At 37.8% G+C, this 19,991-nt stretch carries 17 protein-coding genes and 1 other RNA gene; 10 read left to right on the top strand and 8 right to left on the bottom strand.

Translation table 11 applies throughout. The annotated features are described in order from the left end of the window. The first annotated feature begins 27 nt into the window (after positions 1-27). The 8 genes from BAU15_RS06885 to BAU15_RS06920 all read left to right on the top strand — a co-directional run bounded on the left by BAU15_RS06885 (position 28) and on the right by BAU15_RS06920 (position 6,523). Positions 28-444, top strand: a complete 417-nt coding sequence (locus tag BAU15_RS06885) for an SRPBCC family protein (protein ID WP_161842003.1) — start codon at positions 28-30, stop codon at positions 442-444. 792 nt (positions 445-1,236) lie between these two features. Continuing rightward, positions 1,237-1,603: a transfer-messenger RNA gene (gene ssrA, locus BAU15_RS06890) on the top strand. A 540-nt stretch (positions 1,604-2,143) separates the two neighbouring features. Continuing rightward, positions 2,144-2,482, top strand: a complete 339-nt coding sequence (locus BAU15_RS06895; RefSeq protein WP_161842004.1) for an iron chaperone — start codon at positions 2,144-2,146, stop codon at positions 2,480-2,482. Positions 2,483-3,231: 749 nt separating this feature from the next. Next, positions 3,232-4,617, top strand: coding sequence for a Y-family DNA polymerase (locus BAU15_RS06900; protein WP_161842005.1), 1,386 nt, complete (start codon positions 3,232-3,234; stop codon positions 4,615-4,617). Next, positions 4,583-5,044, top strand: coding sequence for a hypothetical protein (locus BAU15_RS06905; protein WP_161842006.1), 462 nt, complete (start codon positions 4,583-4,585; stop codon positions 5,042-5,044). Before BAU15_RS06900 ends, BAU15_RS06905 begins: the two co-directional genes overlap by 35 nt. Before the next feature lie 2 nt (positions 5,045-5,046). Next, positions 5,047-5,334, top strand: coding sequence for a hypothetical protein (locus tag BAU15_RS06910; protein ID WP_161842007.1), 288 nt, complete (start codon positions 5,047-5,049; stop codon positions 5,332-5,334). A gap of 220 nt (positions 5,335-5,554) precedes the next feature. Next, positions 5,555-5,935, top strand: coding sequence for a PH domain-containing protein (locus tag BAU15_RS06915; protein ID WP_161842008.1), 381 nt, complete (start codon positions 5,555-5,557; stop codon positions 5,933-5,935). Between the two features lie 303 nt (positions 5,936-6,238). Further along, entirely contained in the window at positions 6,239-6,523 is a 285-nt protein-coding gene (locus tag BAU15_RS06920; protein WP_161842009.1) for a hypothetical protein, read from the top strand. A gap of 162 nt (positions 6,524-6,685) precedes the next feature. Here the strand turns inward: BAU15_RS06920 and BAU15_RS06925 are convergent, their stop codons facing one another. From BAU15_RS06925 to BAU15_RS06935, 3 genes are all read right to left on the bottom strand, one after another. Beyond that, positions 6,686-7,156, bottom strand: coding sequence for a GAF domain-containing protein (locus BAU15_RS06925; RefSeq protein ID WP_161842010.1), 471 nt, complete (start codon positions 7,154-7,156; stop codon positions 6,686-6,688). Between the two features lie 65 nt (positions 7,157-7,221). Next, the gene (locus BAU15_RS06930) at positions 7,222-7,893 is read right to left on the bottom strand and encodes a response regulator transcription factor (RefSeq protein WP_161842011.1); all 672 of its coding nucleotides are present in this window, start codon (positions 7,891-7,893) and stop codon (positions 7,222-7,224) included. Positions 7,894-8,145: 252 nt separating this feature from the next. Next, positions 8,146-8,577 carry a helix-turn-helix domain-containing protein gene (locus BAU15_RS06935; protein WP_161842012.1) on the bottom strand — a complete coding sequence of 144 codons (432 nt, stop codon included), beginning with the start codon at positions 8,575-8,577 and terminating at the stop codon, positions 8,146-8,148. A 168-nt stretch (positions 8,578-8,745) separates the two neighbouring features. Between BAU15_RS06935 and BAU15_RS06940 the strand changes: the two genes are divergently transcribed. After that, entirely contained in the window at positions 8,746-8,931 is a 186-nt protein-coding gene (locus BAU15_RS06940) for a hypothetical protein (RefSeq protein WP_161842013.1), read from the top strand. Positions 8,932-9,092: 161 nt separating this feature from the next. Here BAU15_RS06940 and budA read toward each other — a convergent pair whose 3' ends face one another. The 3 genes from budA to BAU15_RS06955 form a co-directional block, all read right to left on the bottom strand. Then, complete coding sequence (budA, locus tag BAU15_RS06945; protein WP_161842014.1) at positions 9,093-9,812, bottom strand: acetolactate decarboxylase; 720 nt, start codon at positions 9,810-9,812, stop codon at positions 9,093-9,095. Positions 9,813-9,829: 17 nt separating this feature from the next. Then, on the bottom strand, positions 9,830-11,494 hold the full coding sequence (gene alsS, locus BAU15_RS06950; RefSeq protein ID WP_161842015.1) for an acetolactate synthase AlsS: 1,665 nt from the start codon (positions 11,492-11,494) through the stop codon (positions 9,830-9,832). Positions 11,495-11,845: 351 nt separating this feature from the next. Further along, on the bottom strand, positions 11,846-13,345 hold the full coding sequence (locus BAU15_RS06955; protein WP_161842016.1) for a replication initiation protein: 1,500 nt from the start codon (positions 13,343-13,345) through the stop codon (positions 11,846-11,848). A gap of 1,415 nt (positions 13,346-14,760) precedes the next feature. Here BAU15_RS06955 and BAU15_RS06960 point away from each other — a divergent pair. Then, the gene (locus BAU15_RS06960; RefSeq protein WP_161842017.1) at positions 14,761-15,627 is read left to right on the top strand and encodes an aldo/keto reductase; all 867 of its coding nucleotides are present in this window, start codon (positions 14,761-14,763) and stop codon (positions 15,625-15,627) included. A gap of 93 nt (positions 15,628-15,720) precedes the next feature. Here the strand turns inward: BAU15_RS06960 and BAU15_RS06965 are convergent, their stop codons facing one another. Then, on the bottom strand, positions 15,721-16,683 hold the full coding sequence (locus BAU15_RS06965; RefSeq protein ID WP_161842018.1) for a LacI family DNA-binding transcriptional regulator: 963 nt from the start codon (positions 16,681-16,683) through the stop codon (positions 15,721-15,723). Between the two features lie 13 nt (positions 16,684-16,696). Continuing rightward, the gene (locus BAU15_RS06970) at positions 16,697-19,984 is read right to left on the bottom strand and encodes a GH36-type glycosyl hydrolase domain-containing protein (RefSeq protein ID WP_161842019.1); all 3,288 of its coding nucleotides are present in this window, start codon (positions 19,982-19,984) and stop codon (positions 16,697-16,699) included. Positions 19,985-19,991: the final 7 nt, after the last annotated feature.

Raw genomic sequence — 19,991 nt, forward strand, 5'->3', positions numbered from 1 at the left:
TTATCAAATGAAAGAAGGATGATCTAAATGATGACAAAAATGTTTACTAATGTACTAACTAGTGAGGCTCCTGTTACAAAGTACGAAAAGTTTCTAAAGAATCCAATGAATTTATTAAAATGGGATCCAGAAATTATCAATATCGTATCAAATACTGGAGGTTATTCAATTGAAAGGAACAAAAATGCACTCAATAAATCTGAATTGCTCACACTTTTAGAAGAAGATTCGGCTATTGTTTACAAAGTGGCTGGAGATCGTATCTCTTATAAAGTGATGTTCGCACTTGTGACAAGCAATCAGGAAACGGAAATCCGACAAACTCTTTATCTAGATGATGATAATTCTCTACATTTGCCATTTGTATTGTTAAAACCAATTGCCAAACATGCTTTTTTAGAAAACTTAATTAGAATGGGTGCAATTGTTGAGAATGCTATTTAATTTTTTTTATAACTCTTAAAATACTAGCCAGACTAATCCATCTGCAATAAGGCCTAAATGAATCAAAGTTATTTAGTTTTCAGTTCCATTAAATTCATTTTTAGAGTCGCATCTAAATAAATACAAAGTTTATAATGAAACATGAGACTGATAAAAAACTACTTTTATGCCGTAGTTTCTTATCAGTCTCACTTTGTATTCTGAAAAAATCTTATAACCATGACTTAAAAATCAAATAACTAACAATAATTTCACTCAATTTAATCTACAATTATTTGCTAGTACTACTCTCATTCATCAACAAGGACTTCGGCAGCCAACCTTTAGATAAACTTAGGGAAATCATTAATAAAAGACAATAATTTCCGTGTAGACTATCTAATATGGAGGGAATTCATATGAAAAGAATCGAATTAAAATCTTATCAAATTTGGCGACTACTCTTTGTTTTCCTCATGCTATTTTGGGGAACTGTTTTATCTTTCTTACTGTAGAAAAAAAGACAAAAAAACACCTTGCGTGGTCACAAGGTGCGGTATGTAAATTGTAGTGCCCATAGGAGTATCGTTCCTCATACCGTTAACCACAGTGTAGCATATGAAGATTGGACTAGACACTAGAACGCACTTTTTTTTAGAACAACTTCATTTACTTTAATCGAATACTAATCTGTAGCGTGCAGAGTCCCAGATCAATCAATCCTTTTCACATCTGCGACGCTTTCACTACACATATTTTACTATTTGTGTTACAATAATTTAGCAACAATTATGAAGTAACCCCCTTATATACGGGGACGTTACGGATTCGACAGGCATAGTTGAGCTTGAATTGCGCTTCGTAGGTTACGTCTACGCTAAAACGTTACAGTTAAATATAACTGCTAAAAACAATAATAACACTTACGCTTTAGCTGCCTAAAAACAGTTAGCGTAGATCCTCTCGGTATCGCCCATGTGCTCGAGTAAGGGTCTCAAACTTAAGTGGGATACGCTAAATTTTTCCGTCTGTAAAATTTAGAAGAGCTCATCAGACTAGCGATGTTTGACGCCTGTCATGCGGCAGACAACCGAGCGAAACTTTAATAGTATGACTATGAGCGTAGAAGTTGAAGTGGCAATATGTTTGGACGCGGGTTCGACTCCCGCCGTCTCCATTGAGAGTTTGAAGTCGTTTGAAATCACTGGTTACAGTGGTTTGAGATGGCTTCTTTTTTTTTCGAAAATACAGTGACTGAAAGGACAATGAATACGCTATAAACGTTGTTATATTAACGTTTCTGATAGTTTTTCTGATTTTTATCATTTTAAAAAAACAGAAATGGAAGGTAAAATTATATGATTTCGACATTTCTTAGTATCCAAAAGTTTACACTGATTTGCACTACTTTGAAGAGAAATTTAAGCCACTTTGGTAGCCACCTGTTAAGCCACTTTTAATTCCCCAAAATATACATTCTATTTATACAATACTAATACAAAATCTTGTAAGATCAACTCTGATTGAGCACACTTTGGTATATCCAAAAGAGCTCTTTTTCTATTCACACTCATTCTCTTTTTTCAAACTATGACAACAGCCATAGATACAAATCACTCAAACAGTTGACGTAGCTTCTTTACCTACGTATACTTCAAGCTGAACAATCGAATTCATTTTAATCAAATCATTACGCACTGCACATTAGGAGGGATTTCCATTGACTATCATCACAGACTACATCAAATCAGCGCCTGCTGAACAACAAGAATATCTAGAAATTATCTATCAAATCGCCAAAGAGACGTTACCTGACGCAACAGAAAAAATGAGCTACGGGATGCCCACCTTTCATCAAGGAGAAAATATCGTGCATTTTGCTGGCATGAAAAAACATCTCGGCTTTTACCCTACTCCGTCTGCCATCTCAGCTTTTTCAGAGGCCCTTTCGCCTTATAAGACGAGTAAAGGCGCGGTACAGTTTCCTTACACAAAACCATTGCCTCGCACCTTAATCCAAGAAATGATTGCCTTCAGAAAAAATGAGTTACACTTATAACATTGACTCGACAGTAGTATAGGACTGCTTTAACTAGTAGTAAGACTTCACAAACGGCGTACCTGTCTTTTGTGGAGTCTTTTATTCTCTCTTTCCTCATCGCCTTTTTCTCTGTTCATTTTACATGACTTTTCTGCAATTTCTTCTTATTTACTTCACACACTCTTAGGATTTTCTTTAGCCTTTTTTACAGTTGATTTAAGTTTCATCCGTTAAGCTATACCTACATTAGATAAGAAATTATTCACTCTGATAAATCGGTATTCGATTATTATCGGAAGAGTAATTATCTAACGTATTTAGGTGGGAGTGGCTCATTCGCTGTCTCTCACTCTTTCGTGAATGAACGTGGTGTTATCACTCTTTATTGAGAACTAACGACGGTTTATTCTCAGCTGTTTGAGGTGTAGGTTCGAATCCTACCATTCACGTTGTGGCTCATCAATACCTCTACTTTATGACTAAGATTTTTGTGACCGTTAATCTATCACTATTACTTTATGACTAAGAATTTGTGACTGCGGATCTAACTAAGAATCCTCGTAAGAAATACTTCTCGCAACTGGTGAGTGGTCTTTCTTACGAGGATTTTTATCTGTTGATACTCCTGTCTATGCCTATCTGCCTCGTTTATTCAGCGATAAGTTCACGACTCCGTTTCTGCTTGCTTTAAAAAAATAAAATTTTTAGGGTTTGTTCGCTTTACAAATCGAACAAACGTTCGTATAATTTCATTGAGGTGATTTGATATGTATAACACAGATCTGCTTTTCGATTATTCAAAAGAACCGAGCAGAGATATTCTGTGCATTGATTGTAGAAGTTTCTATGCCTCTGTGGAGTGTGCTGCACGTAATTTAGATCCACTAACTGCCAAACTCGTCGTGATGTCTTATCCCAGTGACAGTCCAACTGAACGCGGAAGTGGTTTAATTTTAGCTTCTTCCCCTATGGCAAAAAAAGCCTATAATATCACGAATGTCAGTCGTGCTCGTGATCTCCCTTATCCTTATCCTAGTGACTTAGTGATTGCTGCCCCTCGTATGAAGCTCTACATGCAAAAGAATCGAGACATCAACAATATTTACAAAAGCTATACCGATGAAGAAAATCATCATGTCTACTCAGTTGACGAATCTTTTCTAGACATTACGAACTCACTTCAACTTTTTGGCTGTCAGACGGCTTATGAGTTAGCTAAAAAAATCCAAATTGATGTGTATAAAAAAACTGGAATTTACACATCCATTGGAATTGGCGACAATCCTTTACTAGCAAAGTTAGCCTTAGATAATGAAGCCAAGCATACAAAAAGAATGAAGGCTGAATGGCGCTACGAAGATGTGCCGAAAAAACTTTGGAAAATCCAAAAATTGACTGATTTTTGGGGAATTGGTCACCGTACAGCCAAGTCACTCAATCGTATGGGGATACGCACGATTGATGAGTTAGCTCATACAAACTATTACGATTTAAAAGAAAAATTTGGCGTGCTAGGCGCTCAACTCTATGCCCATGCTTGGGGGATTGACCGCAGCTTTTTAGGCAAGAAAATCAAGTCCAAAGAACAATCAATTGGTAACTCTCAGGTCTTACACAAAGACTATACAAGAAAAAATGAAATTGAATTGGTTATTAAAGAAATGGCGGATCAAGTGGCGACACGGTTACGCCGCATTCATGCGCAAACACAAGCTATTTCCCTCTGGATAGGCTTTTCTTTAGGCTATGTTGATGCCTCCGGCAAGAGCGGTTTTCATCATCAAATGAAAATTCCGCCCACTGCGAGTAGTAAACAATTAGCCGATAACCTACTACTTATTTTTCGACGCTATTATAAAAATCAAGATGTCCGAAACATTTCTGTCGGTTGTTCGAAGCTCATTTTTACAGATAGCATTCAACTCGATTTATTTTCTGAACCTGAAGAACAAGTCAAACAGATTACAACAGATCGAGCGGTAGATACTATTCGACGTCGTTACGGTTTTAAAAGTTTAATTCATGCCAATAGTTTGCTGGACGGTGGGCGAGCAATTGCTAGAAGTAGTTTGGTCGGTGGACATGCGGGCGGAATGGCTGGAATAGAAGGTGAAGACAGTGACAAGAAATCGAACGAAAAAAGAATTTTCTGAGTACAATGACTATCACGACCGTGGCTTTTTAAAATGGGTCACAGCTTTCGCGTTAGATGAGCTAGCTTCAAGTATTGAGAAGAATCACGCAGAGGCAACAAAAAACATCCCTCTACTCCCACGAATGAGTTTAGAGGAAATTAATGATGTGCTGACCCTAGCATTTTTAAAAACAAAAGCAGTCAGTATCCAATTAAACAAACGAGATGAATTTGGGCGCCCACTTGAGTCTATCGAAGGATTTTTTTCAGGGCAGTTTCAAGAAGAAAGCCTACTCATCGATGAAACAGCCATTTTTTGGGAAGATATTCGTCATATTCAATTAATAGAAACCAAAAAATGGTCAGACTTTGACGTATTCGAATCAGATGAAGCAAACAATTATCAAGAGCCAGATGTTGACCAAGAATGGCTAGAGGAGGGCTAATAATGACCTATTTGACCGGAACCGTAAGCAAAATTAAAATCCTTAGCTACGCGCAACAACCACTTGTTCGCTTCACTCTTCAAACAAATACGCAAAAGATTAACTGCCTGATTGCTGTCCATTCCTTGACTTTTTTAGCTGAAGTGGCAGAACAAATGTCGATTACCGTTATCGGCAAGCCCAATACAAAAGGACAGCTTGTTGTTCGGAATTATCGAGTGGCAGGAAAAACAAAAATTATGTATGAGTTCGAACAAAGTCGTTACCCAAAGAGTAAACAATTGCTGTAAGCCTGTTTGAAAAAAAGCAAACAGGCTAAATCCTTAAAACCCAAAGCCTAATTAACTAGGAAATGCACGGATTCAGTTTTTTTAAACAATTTTTTCGAAACCCTCATATTCCTTTGACAAAAAAAGTGTTTGCTTGCCCAATTAATCTAAAAATAAGCCTTTTCAATTCTCATCTCTTCCCCTACACTAAGAGTACAAACAGAAATAGGAGGTAAGTAATATGGGTCTATTCAATGGTTTAATGGAAAATGCGTCTAGTCTTAAACAAGAGAAAGCTGAAAAGCAACTTGAAAATGTCTTGATGCCTGGCGAAAGAGTTGATTTAGCCTACAAATTCGTCCGCGATCTAATTGTTTTTACAGAGTATCGTCTGATTATCGTCGATAAACAAGGAATTACCGGGAAAAAGGTCAGCTACAAATCAATTCCTTACAAGAGTATCTCTCGATTTAGTATCGAGACCTCTGGACATTTTGATTTAGATGCTGAACTGAAACTATGGATTTCTGGCGGTGTTGAACCTGCGGAATCTCTTCAGTTTAGTAAAGATAAAAATGTTAATGAAATTCAAAAAGCCCTTGCTCTAGCGGTCCTAAAATAAAAAAATCAAGAGACAAGAATTTGCCTAATCAAACTGGCACTCTTGTCTCTTTCGTGTCATTTTCTGTAACGGTTCCTTCTCTAACACGGGCCTCCACCACTCTACTTATCTCTTGTCTATTTCTTCCAATTTTATCAAAAATACAAAAATTCCCAGTTGTTTTTTGCCAGTCACTCCGATTATTTGAATGGCTTCATTTGAAACCAGGCTTCAATCTACTTAGGCCAATTCTCTCTGATAAATCGTAGTCGTTTCTGGTCCTCTCTGATATACTGATTTCAGAGAAAAAAGAGGAGGATTTTTATGCGTGCAAATGATTTTTTGACAGCCATCGTTATTCCAACTATCTCCGATAATTACGAAGGAGTCTTTCTTCAAAAAAAAGAAACCTTCATTCCCTTAGCAGCCATCGAGGTTCAGGAAACACGCTTAATTTTTAACTTTCAGCAGGCTGCAACGCCCCTCCCTATGAAGGAAGTCTATACAAAACTGATGCTTTACAAAACATTTCAACTCATGTATTCCTATGAAAATACTTTGACGCCTATCTACGGGTTTCATCAATTAGATAATAAGCTAATCCTCTAATTGTAATCCAAACATGGTTGATGGTTTCTGTTTTCTTCATATTAATTGAAACCCAGCTTATTTCTAGGCAAAAAAAAGGAGGTCTGGCAAAAATTCTTGTCATCCCCCTTTTTTTATATAAATGATGTTCATAGCATACTACTTAGTTTCCCCTCACCTTTATCAATGATTCAACAAAAGCTTGACATAGGCTTCCAAAAATTCTTTATCGACTTCATCATAACTTCCGACAACACCGCTATCAATATCCAGCACCCCGACCAACTGATCCTCATGAATCATAGGCACGACAATCTCAGACATGGCTGCAGAGTCACAGGAAATATAGTTCTCGTGCTCTTTCACATTTGCCACAATCATAGTTTCTCTTTTTTCAGCGGACTCTCCACAAACTCCTTTACCTAGCTTAATTCTTGTACAAGAAACTCGCCCTTGAAAAGGACCCAAGATCAGTTCTCCCTCATCAAAAAGATAGTATCCAGCAAAAACTGTTTCTGGTAACGTCTCGTTTAATAACGCGGAAGAATTGCTTAAATTTGCTAACCAGTTCGATTCAATCTCCAGTAATCCTTCTTGTTGTTGCAACAAAATTTCATATGCTTTTATCTTCTGCTCTTGATTTTTCCAGGCCATTACTCCACCACTTCTTTCTATTTTTATTGTCTCATCTATCTGAAGCTCGCGTATCTACGCATCACTCATCCTTCAGTTCTCTTAATCCCAAAGCGATACCCTCGGCCATGAACCGTTTGAATATATCTAGGATTTCTAGGATCAATCTCCATCTTTTTTCTCAGGTTTTTAATATGCGTATCAACTACCCGATTCATGCCAGAATCATTGCCAATTAATAACAATAAATCATCTCTGGAATAAATTCGAAATGGATGCTCAGCCAATCGTAATAAAATTTGGAATTCCGATGAAGTCAGATTTATTTCGCTATCCCGGAAAAAGACTTGTTTGGTTTCATTCAAGATAACTAATTCACCGGCATTGAACACAAATTTTCGATCGACATCGTCTCGCTTCTTCCAAAGCTGTAAAACAGCAATTCGCCTGATCAATTCTTCTAAATTAGCTGGCCACACCCAGACAAAATCCGCCCCTTGCTCTAAATAATCGACAATACTTGCCGCGTCTTCTTTTTCAACTAAGGCAATTTGTAGATAATCTCTCTGTGTCAGCCACTCGGCAGAATACATCAACCAATTTTCCGTCAGTAAATCCTGCATGACCAATAATAATTCGCAGCGATCAGTTTGTTGGCTATTCGAGAAAAAACACTCCGCATCAGGAATCACCTCATTAATTTGATTCCTCAGCTCCTGATATGTTTGCTCTTGATTTGTTTTAATCGCAATTTTCATTGTTTCCTCCATTTCAAACAGCAAAAAATCACTCATCAGTCTATCTAAATTTCTTAATCCCTATCTTCAAGTATAGTTGACTCATCAGAAAATCAACAGCACTATACTTTTTCACTCTATGCTCAGATTATCTTACTTATTTCATCCATCATTGAGCTAGCCTTAAGAGCCAAACTGATTCTATCTGCGTCCAATTTGTCCCTATCTTTAATTTTACAAATACTCTTTCTGATAAGGAGAAACAGTCATCCTTTATTCCCGAGATAAATAATTCTTTATAATATAATAAATGAGTAAACAAGAAACAAAAAAGATTACAATTATCGACCCAAAAAATAATATGGGCACCCCTACCTTAGATGGCAATAATACAATCATCGTTATGATAACAGTTAATACAATTATGTAGGGTGTTGCCTCTTCAATTGCTCTATCCCGAATATTTTTTTCTCCAACCTCTTTGTCTGATTCCTCTGATCGTTCTATACTACTATCTTCCGTAAAATGATCTAACGTGAGGTCAAAATACTTAGCAATTAAAAATAAGGTATTCAGGTCTGGTAAAGAGATATCATTTTCCCATCTCGAAACAGCTTGTCTTGAAATATTTAGATAATCAGCAAGTTGCTGCTGTGAAATATTCCGCTTCTTTCTCTCTGTCTTTATTCGATTACCAATTTTCAAAATAAAATCTCCTTAAACACATATATTCACTTTAGTTATATAATACGGTGTTTGAATTCGTTTAGCAACGGAAAATTTCCTTGTTGCAATTGATAATTGCTAGTGTTTCAACGGTGATAAAGAGTAGTATAAACATGTACCAAACAAAAAAAGAAAGAAGGAATTAAAATGAACTATAAGAAAATTGGGCTCTTACTAATTGTTGTTCTTTTAATAGGAATTGCATTTGTCTATTATTTTTCAAAACAAGAAATGCGAGCTAACCTACTATTTTTTGGCTCAATTGTATTCGTATTATTAGTTGCTGGTCTATTAATTGCATCTGGTATCAACTATTTTCTGTCGAACAAATAATATCGAATACATACGAACCTTACCGTTAGCCTCGTTTTTTTGCTACTTACTTACGCACTATATTGAATTTTTTTATTCCCTATCCTTATCTGTAGATGACAATAAAAAAAGTCCTTCTATCAAATCTAACTTCTTTTGATAGAAGGAACTTTCATCCCCAATTATTTCGAACCTTCCGCACGTTCAATTTCTTGTGCTAAGTCGGCGTAATCAATCTCTGTTTCTAGAAATGTTCGATCCGCTGTTGGAAAGTGTTGAGCCAAGACATCCATCCCTGAAACTTCTATCTCACCTTTGAGCATATCAAAGTCTAAAATATGGCCGCCGAAAGTCTGTGCCTCATCTAAGAAATGTAGATGGAATCCGGCAGCTGCCACGCCTTGAAATAATTCTGGTGTGTAAAAACCGACGATTGTTCCCTCGATATTTTCTTTCGTAAATTCAGGTTGATTCGCCGAAACTTCCACTAAACGTTTATAAGGTTTTTCTTGTTTTGGCATAATCCGAATATGCATACGTGAAAATTCACCGGAAATTTTTATCGCACTGAAAATATTTTGACTCTTCATCAGATGAATCAGCTTTTCTTTCACTGCTGTACTTGAAAGCTTCTCTTCAACAGAAATTGTTTCTTCCGCTTCAAATTGTGTCACAGCCGCATACGGAACAAGCTCTTCTCCTGTCAATTCAACGAGTGTGCCATCCGCTTTCCCTTGATAGCCCTTGTCACCTAGAATAATTAATTCTCCATCCAGTCCGTGCAACGTGCCGATTCCTAAATCCCCCAGCTTCAGCACATTCGCTAACTCCTCTGTGCCATCCATCAAGCCCGCCATTAGGGCGCCCAATGTGCCATGTTGATATAAAGTAGTCTTGCTCATGACTTATCCCTCGCTTTTTAATAAAATTGGTCTGGTAAAATTGTTTCTCCTAATTTTTCATTGTCACGATAATCAATCGGGATATCAATAATTACAGGCCCTTGAGTCTCAATTCCTTCTTGAATGGCTTTTGATAACTCAGCTGCTGAAGTTACTCGAATTCCTTTTGCACCGAAAGCCTCTGCGTATTTCACAAAATCAACGGGGCCAAAATCGACACCTGATGATTGGTTATACTTCATTTTTTCCTGAAACTCGACCATATTATAATGCCCATCATTCCAGATTAAATGAACAATATTCAAATTCTTTCTCACCGCAGTTTCCAAATCCTGTGCTGAAAATAGGAAGCCCCCATCGCCAGATACAGAAATAATTTGCGTATTCGGACGAACCAATGCGGCTGCGATCGCCCACGGTAAAGCGACACCTAAAGTCTGCATACCATTACTAAATAACAAATGACGAGGTTCGTAGCTTCTAAAATGACGGGCCATCCAAATATAATGGCTGCCGACATCCACTGTGACCGTCATCTCGTCGGTTACTTTTTCTTGTAGCGTCCGAATGACTTCTAATGGATGTAGCTCCCCGGTTTCTTCTTTTGGTTCGAAGAAATCTCTTTCTGTTAATTTTTCCTGTAAAGTTGCTAGGTAAGCTAGCGAATCTTCCGCTAATTGATACGTCCCAATTTCTGCCGTTAAAGAATGCAATGTCGCTGCGATATTTCCAATAAGTTCCGATTCAGGCTGCAGATATTGATCAATTTCTGCTGGGATTTCATCGATTACAACGATATGAGCATCCTTCTCTTTATTCCAGTTACGCGCTTCATATTCAATCGGATCATAGCCTACCGCAATCACCAAATCACTTCGTTTTAATAACATATCCCCTGGTTGATTTCTAAACAAACCAACTCGTCCAAAGAAGTGATCTTCTAATTTTCTAGAAATAACTCCAGCAGCTTGGAATGTCTCAACAACTGGGAGTTGCGTTTGACTAACTAATTCACGGATAGCGACTGATTCGTTAACACTGGAAGCACGCATTCCGACTAACAACACTGGCAATTTTGCTTCTTTTATCTTCTCTGCGAGTTCTTGGATTGTTTCTACTGAAGCAGAACCTAATTTAGGCTCGCTCAATGGTTTTATGGCAGCACTTGTAACCGGTGCATCGACAACATCTTGAGGAATACTAATAAAGCTTGCCCCTTTTTTTGAAGCTTTCGCTATTCGGTAGGCATTTGCAAAAATTTCAGAAAGATTCTCTGGGTCTTGGACTTCCACACTATATTTAGTAATAGGCGCAAACAAAGCCGCATTGTTCATACTTTGATGGGTTAATTTTGATAAATCGCCACGCTTCACTTGACCCCCAATGGCTAGCACTGGATCCCCTTCGGCAGTAGCTGTGACTAAGCCCGTTGCTAAATTACTAGCGCCCGGTCCACTTGTTGCAATAACCAGCCCAGGTTCCCCAGTAATCCGGCCTACAGCCTGAGCCATAAATGCCGCATTTTGTTCATGTCGTGTGACAATCAACTCTGGTCCATCATCCTTCAATGCGTTAAAAACACCATCAATTTTAGCACCTGGAATCCCAAAAATATAAGGAACCGCATGATTTTTCAAACTGTCAACGATTTGGTCTGATCCCTGTTTTATCATTTTACTCATCTGTATTACTTCTTTCTTTACAGCTAATTTACTAGCCTTCTTTTTTTAAAAGTACAAATATATCCATTTTTATTGATACAGTTTTATAAGTTGTAACAAACGAAGTATAACACACTTCAAAAATTTTGTTTAGCGAAATGATTTCATAAAAATTTAGATTTTCATTTATGTTTTCTCAACATTATAAGCACATTCATGAAAATTCATTTTATTTTCAATTTTAATCATTTTCGAAGAAGTGGATAAAACAAACCCGACAATTTTTATTGTCGGGTTTATGGATTTATTAATTAATACAGTTTTCCAATACAATGAACACAGAACTATTTCTTCCTCTTGCGTTATAAGAAATCAAAGCTTTCTCAGAATTTTTTCTTCCCATTCTTTCTGTTCTTTGACTCTCTGAGCACAAGCTTCATCGAATGTTGTCGTCGGCAATTTCTGATTCAATCGCTGAATCTGCTCATTTTTCCATTCTTCTTCTGTTAACTCATGAGGTCTGCTCGGTAAATCATCATAAAACCAAGAAGGTAAATTCTCTTTTTGGCCTTTAACTTTCCACTTACTCAAGTATTCTCTTTTTTCCAAAAATACCTTGAAGTCCAACACAGTACCCAGATTTTTTTTCTCTTGATTTACAAATCGACGGTAGCGAAACACGCCATTTCTGATTAAACTATATTCATCTAAATGCTCAATCATCAACTTGTCAAACGCCATAAAGGCTTTTTCTTTGTCCGCCTTTTTCGGATAAATGGTCCATAACTCCTCAAAGTCAGGCGAAAAAATTGCCGTTTCCTCTACCTCTACATGATTAATTGGCCATTCATCTTCCCAGCGTTTATTTTTGAAAAAGTTGCCGCCAGAAAGAACATATTTAAAATCAATCTCATTTTCTTCGACATACTGAGAATAATTCAAAATACCTGTTTTGATTACTTCAATATCTATTCCTTCATCAATCGCTTGAAGGAAATATTTTTCCCCAGAAACTTTATTGGTCTTCTTCGGATAATTACGCCAAATTTTTTCGAACTCGGCTTTTATCAACCCTTTATTATTTTCAATCGACGCAGGCTCTTCTTCATTGATGACTTTCGTTTCTTTCAATTCCAAAAAGAAGACAAGCGCAGTTGTTTTCCGTCCCGATTTTTTTGCAATATAATCAACCTTTAGCAGCGTCTTTTTATTGATCACTTCAATCGCTTTTTTGATATCACGATTAACCGTTGCCCAACGAATCTCATTTCCTGTAGCATCCACATGTTTATCTAAAAGCTCACGCAAAATTTCCACAGTGATTTCAACCTCACCCTGGAATGCATAGGAGCGCAAATACCCATATAGTTGCAATGCAGCTTTACTCTCGGTACCCAAATTCACTACATCATAAAGTTGATACTGGGTATAATTCCCTTGGTTTTTCAACTGAATGAGATAAGGAGTTAGTACTTCTGATAATTTTAGATGATACGTATTATTATCAATCAACTCTGCCTTATCGAGCCACCGCATCAAAGATTCTTTCTTCTTAGGTTTAATGCCCTTTGTATTCTTTTTTTCATCGTATTCCACCCACCACCAGGCTTTTGATCCCAATTCAAGAATCGCCTCTTTGGTGTTTTGGATTGCTTTTCCGCCTTCATTAGGAAAACCCAGAATTTCATTCAATTCATTCACGCTAACTTCAACTGTACTAAATCCAGTATCTTCAGGCTTGATATTTGAAATTAAGAACTCACTAATGATAAATGCTTTTTTACTCAGATCATTCCGACCCTCTCGTAAAAGCTTATTCGACTTAGCAATGTGGAAATTATGTTGTTTATGTGGAAAACTTAACTTATTCATATTGCCCCTCCAGACACAAATACAATTGTACCTAACAACTTCCAAAATTTCTATAGATACACTTGTTGGATATTTTTGTACTTTTGATGGGAATTTCTGTACATTCTGCTGATTTATCTAAAAGTACAAAAAATCCCACACATTTTACGGGATTTTTTGTACCTTTGATGGGAAAATCTGTATTTTATTCTGGGAATTTTTGTACCTTTTCTCAAAAATCCGATATTTTATTCGCTAAATCCAGGGGATTTTTTGTACTTTTAACGTAAAAAATGGATGAACATCCCCTATTTAAGCCAATTTGTCCTAAATCCGCTCTATCACGATACGGGATTTTTTGTATTTTTGATAAGCTGCCTGTTCTGCATTATGATGGGAATTTTTGTACCAAACAGATCAGCTACCTAAGCAACCTATGGGAATTTCTGTACACTAGGGAATTTTTGTACCTTTCTGGGAATTCTTGTACTTTTACTGGGAATTCTTGATTCTTTAGCGGGAATTTTTGTATTTTAATTGAACTTTTTTGTTCTTAAACGGGATATTTTTGTACCTTTACACTTTTCAACATGTCACTATTTATTCCCTTAAAATCCTTGTAAATCAAGTGTTTCACAGGTTTCCGATAATAAATTATCAATTTTATCTCCTATAGAATAAAGTATTAAGTACCAACTATCTAAATTGTTAAAGTAAATAAACTAAATTAATATTTGGGAATTTCTGTACCTTTCTTTTTTTCAACACCAATATAATAAAAATCAAAAGAATTAAACCCTTAGTTATCCACAACTCTAAAAACAGGAGAAAAAATTTTTAAACACTCAATTAAAGTTTTTTCACGAAATTGTGGATAACTCTTTTTCTATTTTTCGACATTTATTTTTATTTTTCTGTTATTTTATAATCTATAACATCAAAAAAATCGAAAATCAACTCACTTGAAAAATCTTATGAAAACTTGTTTAATATATTTTTATATCTACATTTGTTTATTAAAAACTATTAAAAAACTTCAAAAAGACTTATTTTGCTTGTTTTTTTATTTTCACTTCTTCCTCTATAATAACTGAAATGAATTTGAGAAAAATAAAAAAACAGTTGTCCGTTCCACTGTATGTGAAACAAAATGATTCTTTTGATTGACAAACAGACAGCTAACACTTTTAGATAAATACTTATCCTCCATTCAAGAATACCTCTAATAAATAAGAAAAAGCCGACAATTGAAACATTGGAGGAAACAAATAGTTGCTGCTTTTCCCTCTTTCCACTTGATCAGAATAAATTAGAATTCATTTTCGTTGACTTAAAGTGGACTTCAGGCTGTAAGATAGGTTTTAGAAACAAAAAAATATGTCTAGAAATGAAATTTTTATCTCATTTCTACTATTAATAAGAAAGAAGGAAATTGTATGTTAACAGAAACATATACACTATCAAATGGTGTGAAAGTCCCGAAAATTGGTTATGGCACTTGGATGATTCCTGATGATCAGGCAGCTAAAGCAGTCAAAGAAGCGATTCAATTAGGTTATCGACACATCGATACTGCGCAAGCTTATGAAAATGAAGCGGGTGTTGGGCAAGGCATGCGGGAATCTGGTGTAGCACGTGAAGAGCTTTTCCTGACTACAAAGCTTGCGGCTGAAATTAAAGATTATCCAGGTGCGGTACAAGCTATCGAGACTTCATTAAAAACCCTTGATTTAGAGTATATTGATTTGATGATTATCCATAGTCCAAAACCATGGGCTGAATTTCAAAATGAAGAAGATCATTATTTTGAAGGCAATCTAGCTGCTTGGAAAGCACTAACAGAAGCCTATGCAGCTGGTAAAATTCGAGCAATCGGTGTATCTAATTTTGAGCAAGTCGATTTAGAAAACTTACTAGAAAATGCCCAAACACCGCCAATGGTCAATCAAATCTTGGCCCATATCGGACAAATGCCAACAGAGGTCATTGATTATTCACAAGCACACGACATTTTAGTCGAAGCCTATTCACCAATCGCTCACGGCGAGATGATGAAGCATCCAGAAATTGCCAAAATGGCTGAAAAATATGCAGTTTCTATCCCACAATTGGCGATTCGCTTTTTATTACAATTAGACTTGCTTCCTTTACCAAAAGCTTCAAGTAAAGCGCATATGGAAAACAATGCAGCCGTTGATTTCACGATTTCTGATGAAGATATGACTGCTCTTAAAGCAATTAAATCATTAGATTATGGGTCAAATAGTGAGATTCCAGTCTTCAAGAAAGTCTCAAAAAAATAGACGTTCGTCCTGCTAAGCAGAACGGTTGTAACAGCTATCTCACGAATAAGAAAAGAGTTCTTCCAATCATCTGGAAGAACTCTTTTTACATTATTATTTAGTAAATGAACCACCTGAAATAAACGAAGTATAGATGTGTTCATGCTCGGTTGCTTGGCCTTGGATCAACTTAATGATGGTTTCGGCTGCGACAATCCCCCAGCGATGTTTCGAATAAGAAATCGTCGCTAGCCTTGGTTGGATAAAGGCGCCTAATTCTGAATTATCAAAGCCGATAATCCGGATATCGGTACCAATTTCATAAGGCGTTTCCTTAATATATTTATAGACACCAATCGCCATTTCGTCATTTAAAGCAAAGATGTCGATAGGTTTTTGCGGCGACTCTTCCAAAATCGTTTGAATCGCTTTGTAGCCAGAAGGTTCCGTGAAGTCCCCTTCAATAATCTCGTAAGGAATCGCAAAACGATCTAATTCACGCCGACTGGTTTCTAGTCGTTGATTGCTGTCATAGCCTTTTTCAGGACCAGATATTAAGTACATCTTCTTAGTCCCTGCAGAGGCAAATTGTTCAACAGCTAGCGTGGCGCCACCCTTATTGTCTAGGATTACTTGTCGAATATTTTCATGTGTCAGCTGTCGGTCAAGCACGACAATCGAATGACCGCGATCAGCAAATTGTTCGATTTCTTTGGTCTTAAAGGTCCAATCTAAGATGAGGGCTCCATCAATCATTCGTTCAGGGATGAATAAATGAGATTTCACTCCACTACACACGATCATTTCATAGTTATAATGAGCCAAGCCTTTCTTAATGCCATCCAGCAGTTCGCCGTAAAAGCTACCACCATAATCAGCTAAATACACACCAATAATTTTGGTTTGTCGACTTTTTAAAGTCCGAGCTGCCATGTTCGGAACATAGTTCAGCTCATCAGCAATTGCTTGAATACGCGCCCGGGTTTCTTCCGTTACTTTGGGACTGCCATTTAAAGCATAAGAAACGGTCGAGATTGAAACGCCAGCTTTTTTCGCGATGTCTTTTATTCCTACCATGGGTGCTCCTCTCCTATCGATAAATATCGATATGTTGTTCTTTTTTGTCAGTGAATTCGGTTCTTGAGACACAAAGTCCACCGGTTCGATAAGGGTTCTCTTCTCGGGTAAATGTTACAGGTTTGCCATCAATTTCGACAGCAGCTTGTCTATTTAAATGGAAAGTAATCGTTACAGGCTTGCCAAATAGTTGATAGTTTAATGAAAGGCCGTCTAATTCTTTGGGTAATATTGGATCGAACACGACCTGTTCCGTTTGCTCGCGAATCCCCAAAACAGCCGTTAAGAGTTGATTCAAATAAATTCCGGGGCCGCTTGAATAGATCCGCCAGCCACCTTTGACACCCACTGTTCCATCTTTTAGTTTACCAAAATTCTCCTGTGCTTCAAGCCTTGTTTTGAAATCGCCATCAGAACTACTAAAATAGACGTTCGCTTGGCGCATCTCAGCATTTGGCACATAGTCGGCAATTGAGATGGGATTAATAATTTCCAGCGCATGCCAGGCTTCTTCGGTTTCCCCAATTTTGGCCATGGCTTCGGCAAAACGAATATGGGCGTGAACGTATTGTAAGCCAATCTCACGACCGAAGTTGGCGGATTGTTCAGCACGTTTGAAATGAGTACTAACCCCGCCGTTGTAGCTTGCTGGGCGATTCATCAAACGAACACCATCAGGAAACTGCAGATGTTTTCGAATCAACTTCAGATGATGACTAACTTGTTGTGGTGTCAGAAGTTCTGCAATCATACTTCTAGTCATCGGTAACAATCGGTAATGAATATGGGTTTTATTATCTCCTGGATACACCATTTGTTCAAATTCATGTTCAGCTGTTTGATATAAAAAGCCCGGAATCGTTTCGCTTGCTAGGACATATTTTTCAAAATCGGCCTTAATTGACTGACTGAGCTGCGTGAGTTTTTGACTATAGGCAGCATCAAATGTCGCAAGTAGTGCGCCTAATTTTTTAATTACTTGATAGGTTAAGGCGACAGTCCAGCTACTAGCCATGCTTTTTTTCAAGCGACTATCGTAAGGCTGTAGCGTGTCATCCCAGTCCCCATCTCCATAACAAGAGAGGAAGGTTCCTTCTAAAAAGTTTGCTTCAATATAGGCAATTTCTTTTTGAATGTGCTGATACAAAGGAATTGTTTTCTTCGTCTTTTGGAAGCTACTACGTAAAGTATACGGGATTTCTTCGTTTAAGATAGAGAAATCGTTTGTTTTTTCTAAATAATCAGCGACAATCTTCATCGGCCAGACAATAATATCGCCATGACTTTCGTCAGCTTTTTGTTCTTGGTAGCGGTCAAACATGAACCACTGCGGCCAATTGCCATCCTCTTCAAATTGATTGGCGTAAACATTTTTAATAATTGATTGCACAATTTCTGGTCGATTCACCGCTAAGAAAAATTCAGTCGGACCCTGCGAAACGTCTCTAGTTCCCCAGGCAGCTCCGCCATATTGCTCTAAGCCATGAGGTGACAGATAATGGACGAGCATATTGTGCGTATACCAACGAGTCAGCAGATTCATTCGATTGACGTTGACTGTCTCGTGGCTCAATGAAAATTGGTGCAGTAGGCCATCGATAAATGAGCGATAAGTTGTCTCTTCTTGTGAGAAATCAGTCTGTGTTTCTGTATATGGTTGTCCGGTTAATGTTCCTTGAATAGTCACGTTAAATTGCGCTGTATCTGCCAATTTTAAGACAAGTAGCTGGTCATCTGTATGATTCGTAAACAAACTGCCATCGGTCATTTCAAAAGGCTGACTGCTGGTGACATAATAGGTCAGTCCAGGATATTTTTCCTGAACAGCTGGGTGAGTACTGCGAATGGTCAACTGCTCATTAGTCTCATCGATTTGATAATGAGGCGTATCATCAGGACCCATCAATAGTTGGTTAGATAACGCCCAAGTATAAACTTTTCCTAGGCGACTCGCGACTTCAAGACGAACTTCTCTCGTCTCAGATACGGTATACGTTCTGATGGTCAGTAAATCATCGGCTAGTTTGTAAGTCCAGGTAGCCGAGTTTAAGCCCATCTCAAAGGCAGTCGGCATCGTTAAAAGTCGCCAAGTGCCGGCTTCCAAAATATACAAGCGTTGGCCGGTAAGTTTTGATAAGTTAAGTGAATTCCGACTATTGCCTAGCAATTTGTGCATGTTGGTGTTGCCTAAAACAATCTGCGAATTAAACAGTCCAGGCATGTAGACCGTGGTACTGAGTAAAGGTTTCGAAATATCTAAGTCGGTTCCGCTAAGCAAAATATGCCCGTGCGTCCGCTCCATGGCGACTTCCTTTTTAGGTAAGACAACATGGTGGTAGTCTTTCGTGAAGAATGAATAAGGCGTGTTTTGCCCATCTTCTTCGACCTCTGTTTGCTCAGGATAGAGTGATTGCAGCTCCTCTTTGGAGAATTCTTCGCCAACAATCGGCGCGCCTAATTGTTTTGTAAAGGTAACGCCGTTGTTGTCTGGATGGGTAAAGGTTAATTCATGATACCAGCTGCTGATTGTTTCAATCGCAAAGAGCGGTGCGTTCACAGCTTCTTCTTGAGATTCTTTGGTAGCCGCGTAAAAGACCAATTCCTGCGGTTGATTTGTTAAATCCACTGTTTCTGACTGTAAGGCAATATAAGCAAATTCGTATTGATAGACTTCATTGTCCAAGGTTCCTTGTAAGAGCGCTTGGGGCTGATTGGTCTTTTTGTAGGCTCGCTTGAAAAATTGATAGCCATCCGTTGAGAAAGCCCGCAGTGTTTGCAAACTTCCCTGTTCGACTGCTGGGAATTTGCCATCCTGTGGTTGATTTTGTCTAGATGTCACGACTGTCTGCTTGTGAGAATTTGGATAAGAAATATGGTGATCAATATATTGGGAAACGTAGGCTTCATTGGATTGAACGGCCCCTTTGGTCGCATTCCCCAAATCTTGTCCGTAGATGACATCGACTGTTCCTTCACCAACTAAAGTGACTTGCCAGAACCAACAATTATGCTCAGATAGTTGGATTGCGACTTGGTAATCAATTCCGTTTGCCATTCCTTGCCAAGTGAGTTGTGTTTCATCGGCAAAAAATTGACTGTCTGTATTTGAACCAATCAGCGGTGTCACTGTGTAACTGTCAGCGTTCTTTTGACGCAGATAAATCTGATTGAGGCTACCATCTAGAGGATTTCCTAGGATTTGATTGATCATCATGCCGTGGCTTTCAATCTCGTATAGATCGCCGGTCTCTAGAAAAGTTAGACGTGTGTCCCCTTTTTGTAGTTGTCGTAGGTTCTTCATATGGACC

The sequence above is a fragment of the Candidatus Enterococcus huntleyi genome (assembly GCF_009933175.1).
In the GTDB taxonomy this organism is placed as follows: Bacteria; Bacillota; Bacilli; order Lactobacillales; family Enterococcaceae; genus Enterococcus_K; species Enterococcus_K huntleyi.

Excerpts from the sequence above, each read along its gene's own strand:
- BAU15_RS06885 (WP_161842003.1), top strand. The coding sequence starts at position 28 with ATGATGACAAAAATGTTTACTAATGTACTAACTAGTGAGGCTCCTGTT.
- BAU15_RS06900 (WP_161842005.1), top strand. The coding sequence starts at position 3,232 with ATGTATAACACAGATCTGCTTTTCGATTATTCAAAAGAACCGAGCAGA.
- BAU15_RS06910 (WP_161842007.1), top strand. The coding sequence starts at position 5,047 with ATGACCTATTTGACCGGAACCGTAAGCAAAATTAAAATCCTTAGCTAC.
- BAU15_RS06915 (WP_161842008.1), top strand. The coding sequence starts at position 5,555 with ATGGGTCTATTCAATGGTTTAATGGAAAATGCGTCTAGTCTTAAACAA.
- BAU15_RS06920 (WP_161842009.1), top strand. The coding sequence starts at position 6,239 with ATGCGTGCAAATGATTTTTTGACAGCCATCGTTATTCCAACTATCTCC.
- BAU15_RS06925 (WP_161842010.1), bottom strand. The coding sequence starts at position 7,156 with ATGGCCTGGAAAAATCAAGAGCAGAAGATAAAAGCATATGAAATTTTG.
- BAU15_RS06930 (WP_161842011.1), bottom strand. The coding sequence starts at position 7,893 with ATGAAAATTGCGATTAAAACAAATCAAGAGCAAACATATCAGGAGCTG.
- BAU15_RS06940 (WP_161842013.1), top strand. The coding sequence starts at position 8,746 with ATGAACTATAAGAAAATTGGGCTCTTACTAATTGTTGTTCTTTTAATA.
- budA (WP_161842014.1), bottom strand. The coding sequence starts at position 9,812 with ATGAGCAAGACTACTTTATATCAACATGGCACATTGGGCGCCCTAATG.
- alsS (WP_161842015.1), bottom strand. The coding sequence starts at position 11,494 with ATGAGTAAAATGATAAAACAGGGATCAGACCAAATCGTTGACAGTTTG.
- BAU15_RS06955 (WP_161842016.1), bottom strand. The coding sequence starts at position 13,345 with ATGAATAAGTTAAGTTTTCCACATAAACAACATAATTTCCACATTGCT.
- BAU15_RS06960 (WP_161842017.1), top strand. The coding sequence starts at position 14,761 with ATGTTAACAGAAACATATACACTATCAAATGGTGTGAAAGTCCCGAAA.
- BAU15_RS06965 (WP_161842018.1), bottom strand. The coding sequence starts at position 16,683 with ATGGTAGGAATAAAAGACATCGCGAAAAAAGCTGGCGTTTCAATCTCG.
- BAU15_RS06970 (WP_161842019.1), bottom strand. The coding sequence starts at position 19,984 with ATGAAGAACCTACGACAACTACAAAAAGGGGACACACGTCTAACTTTT.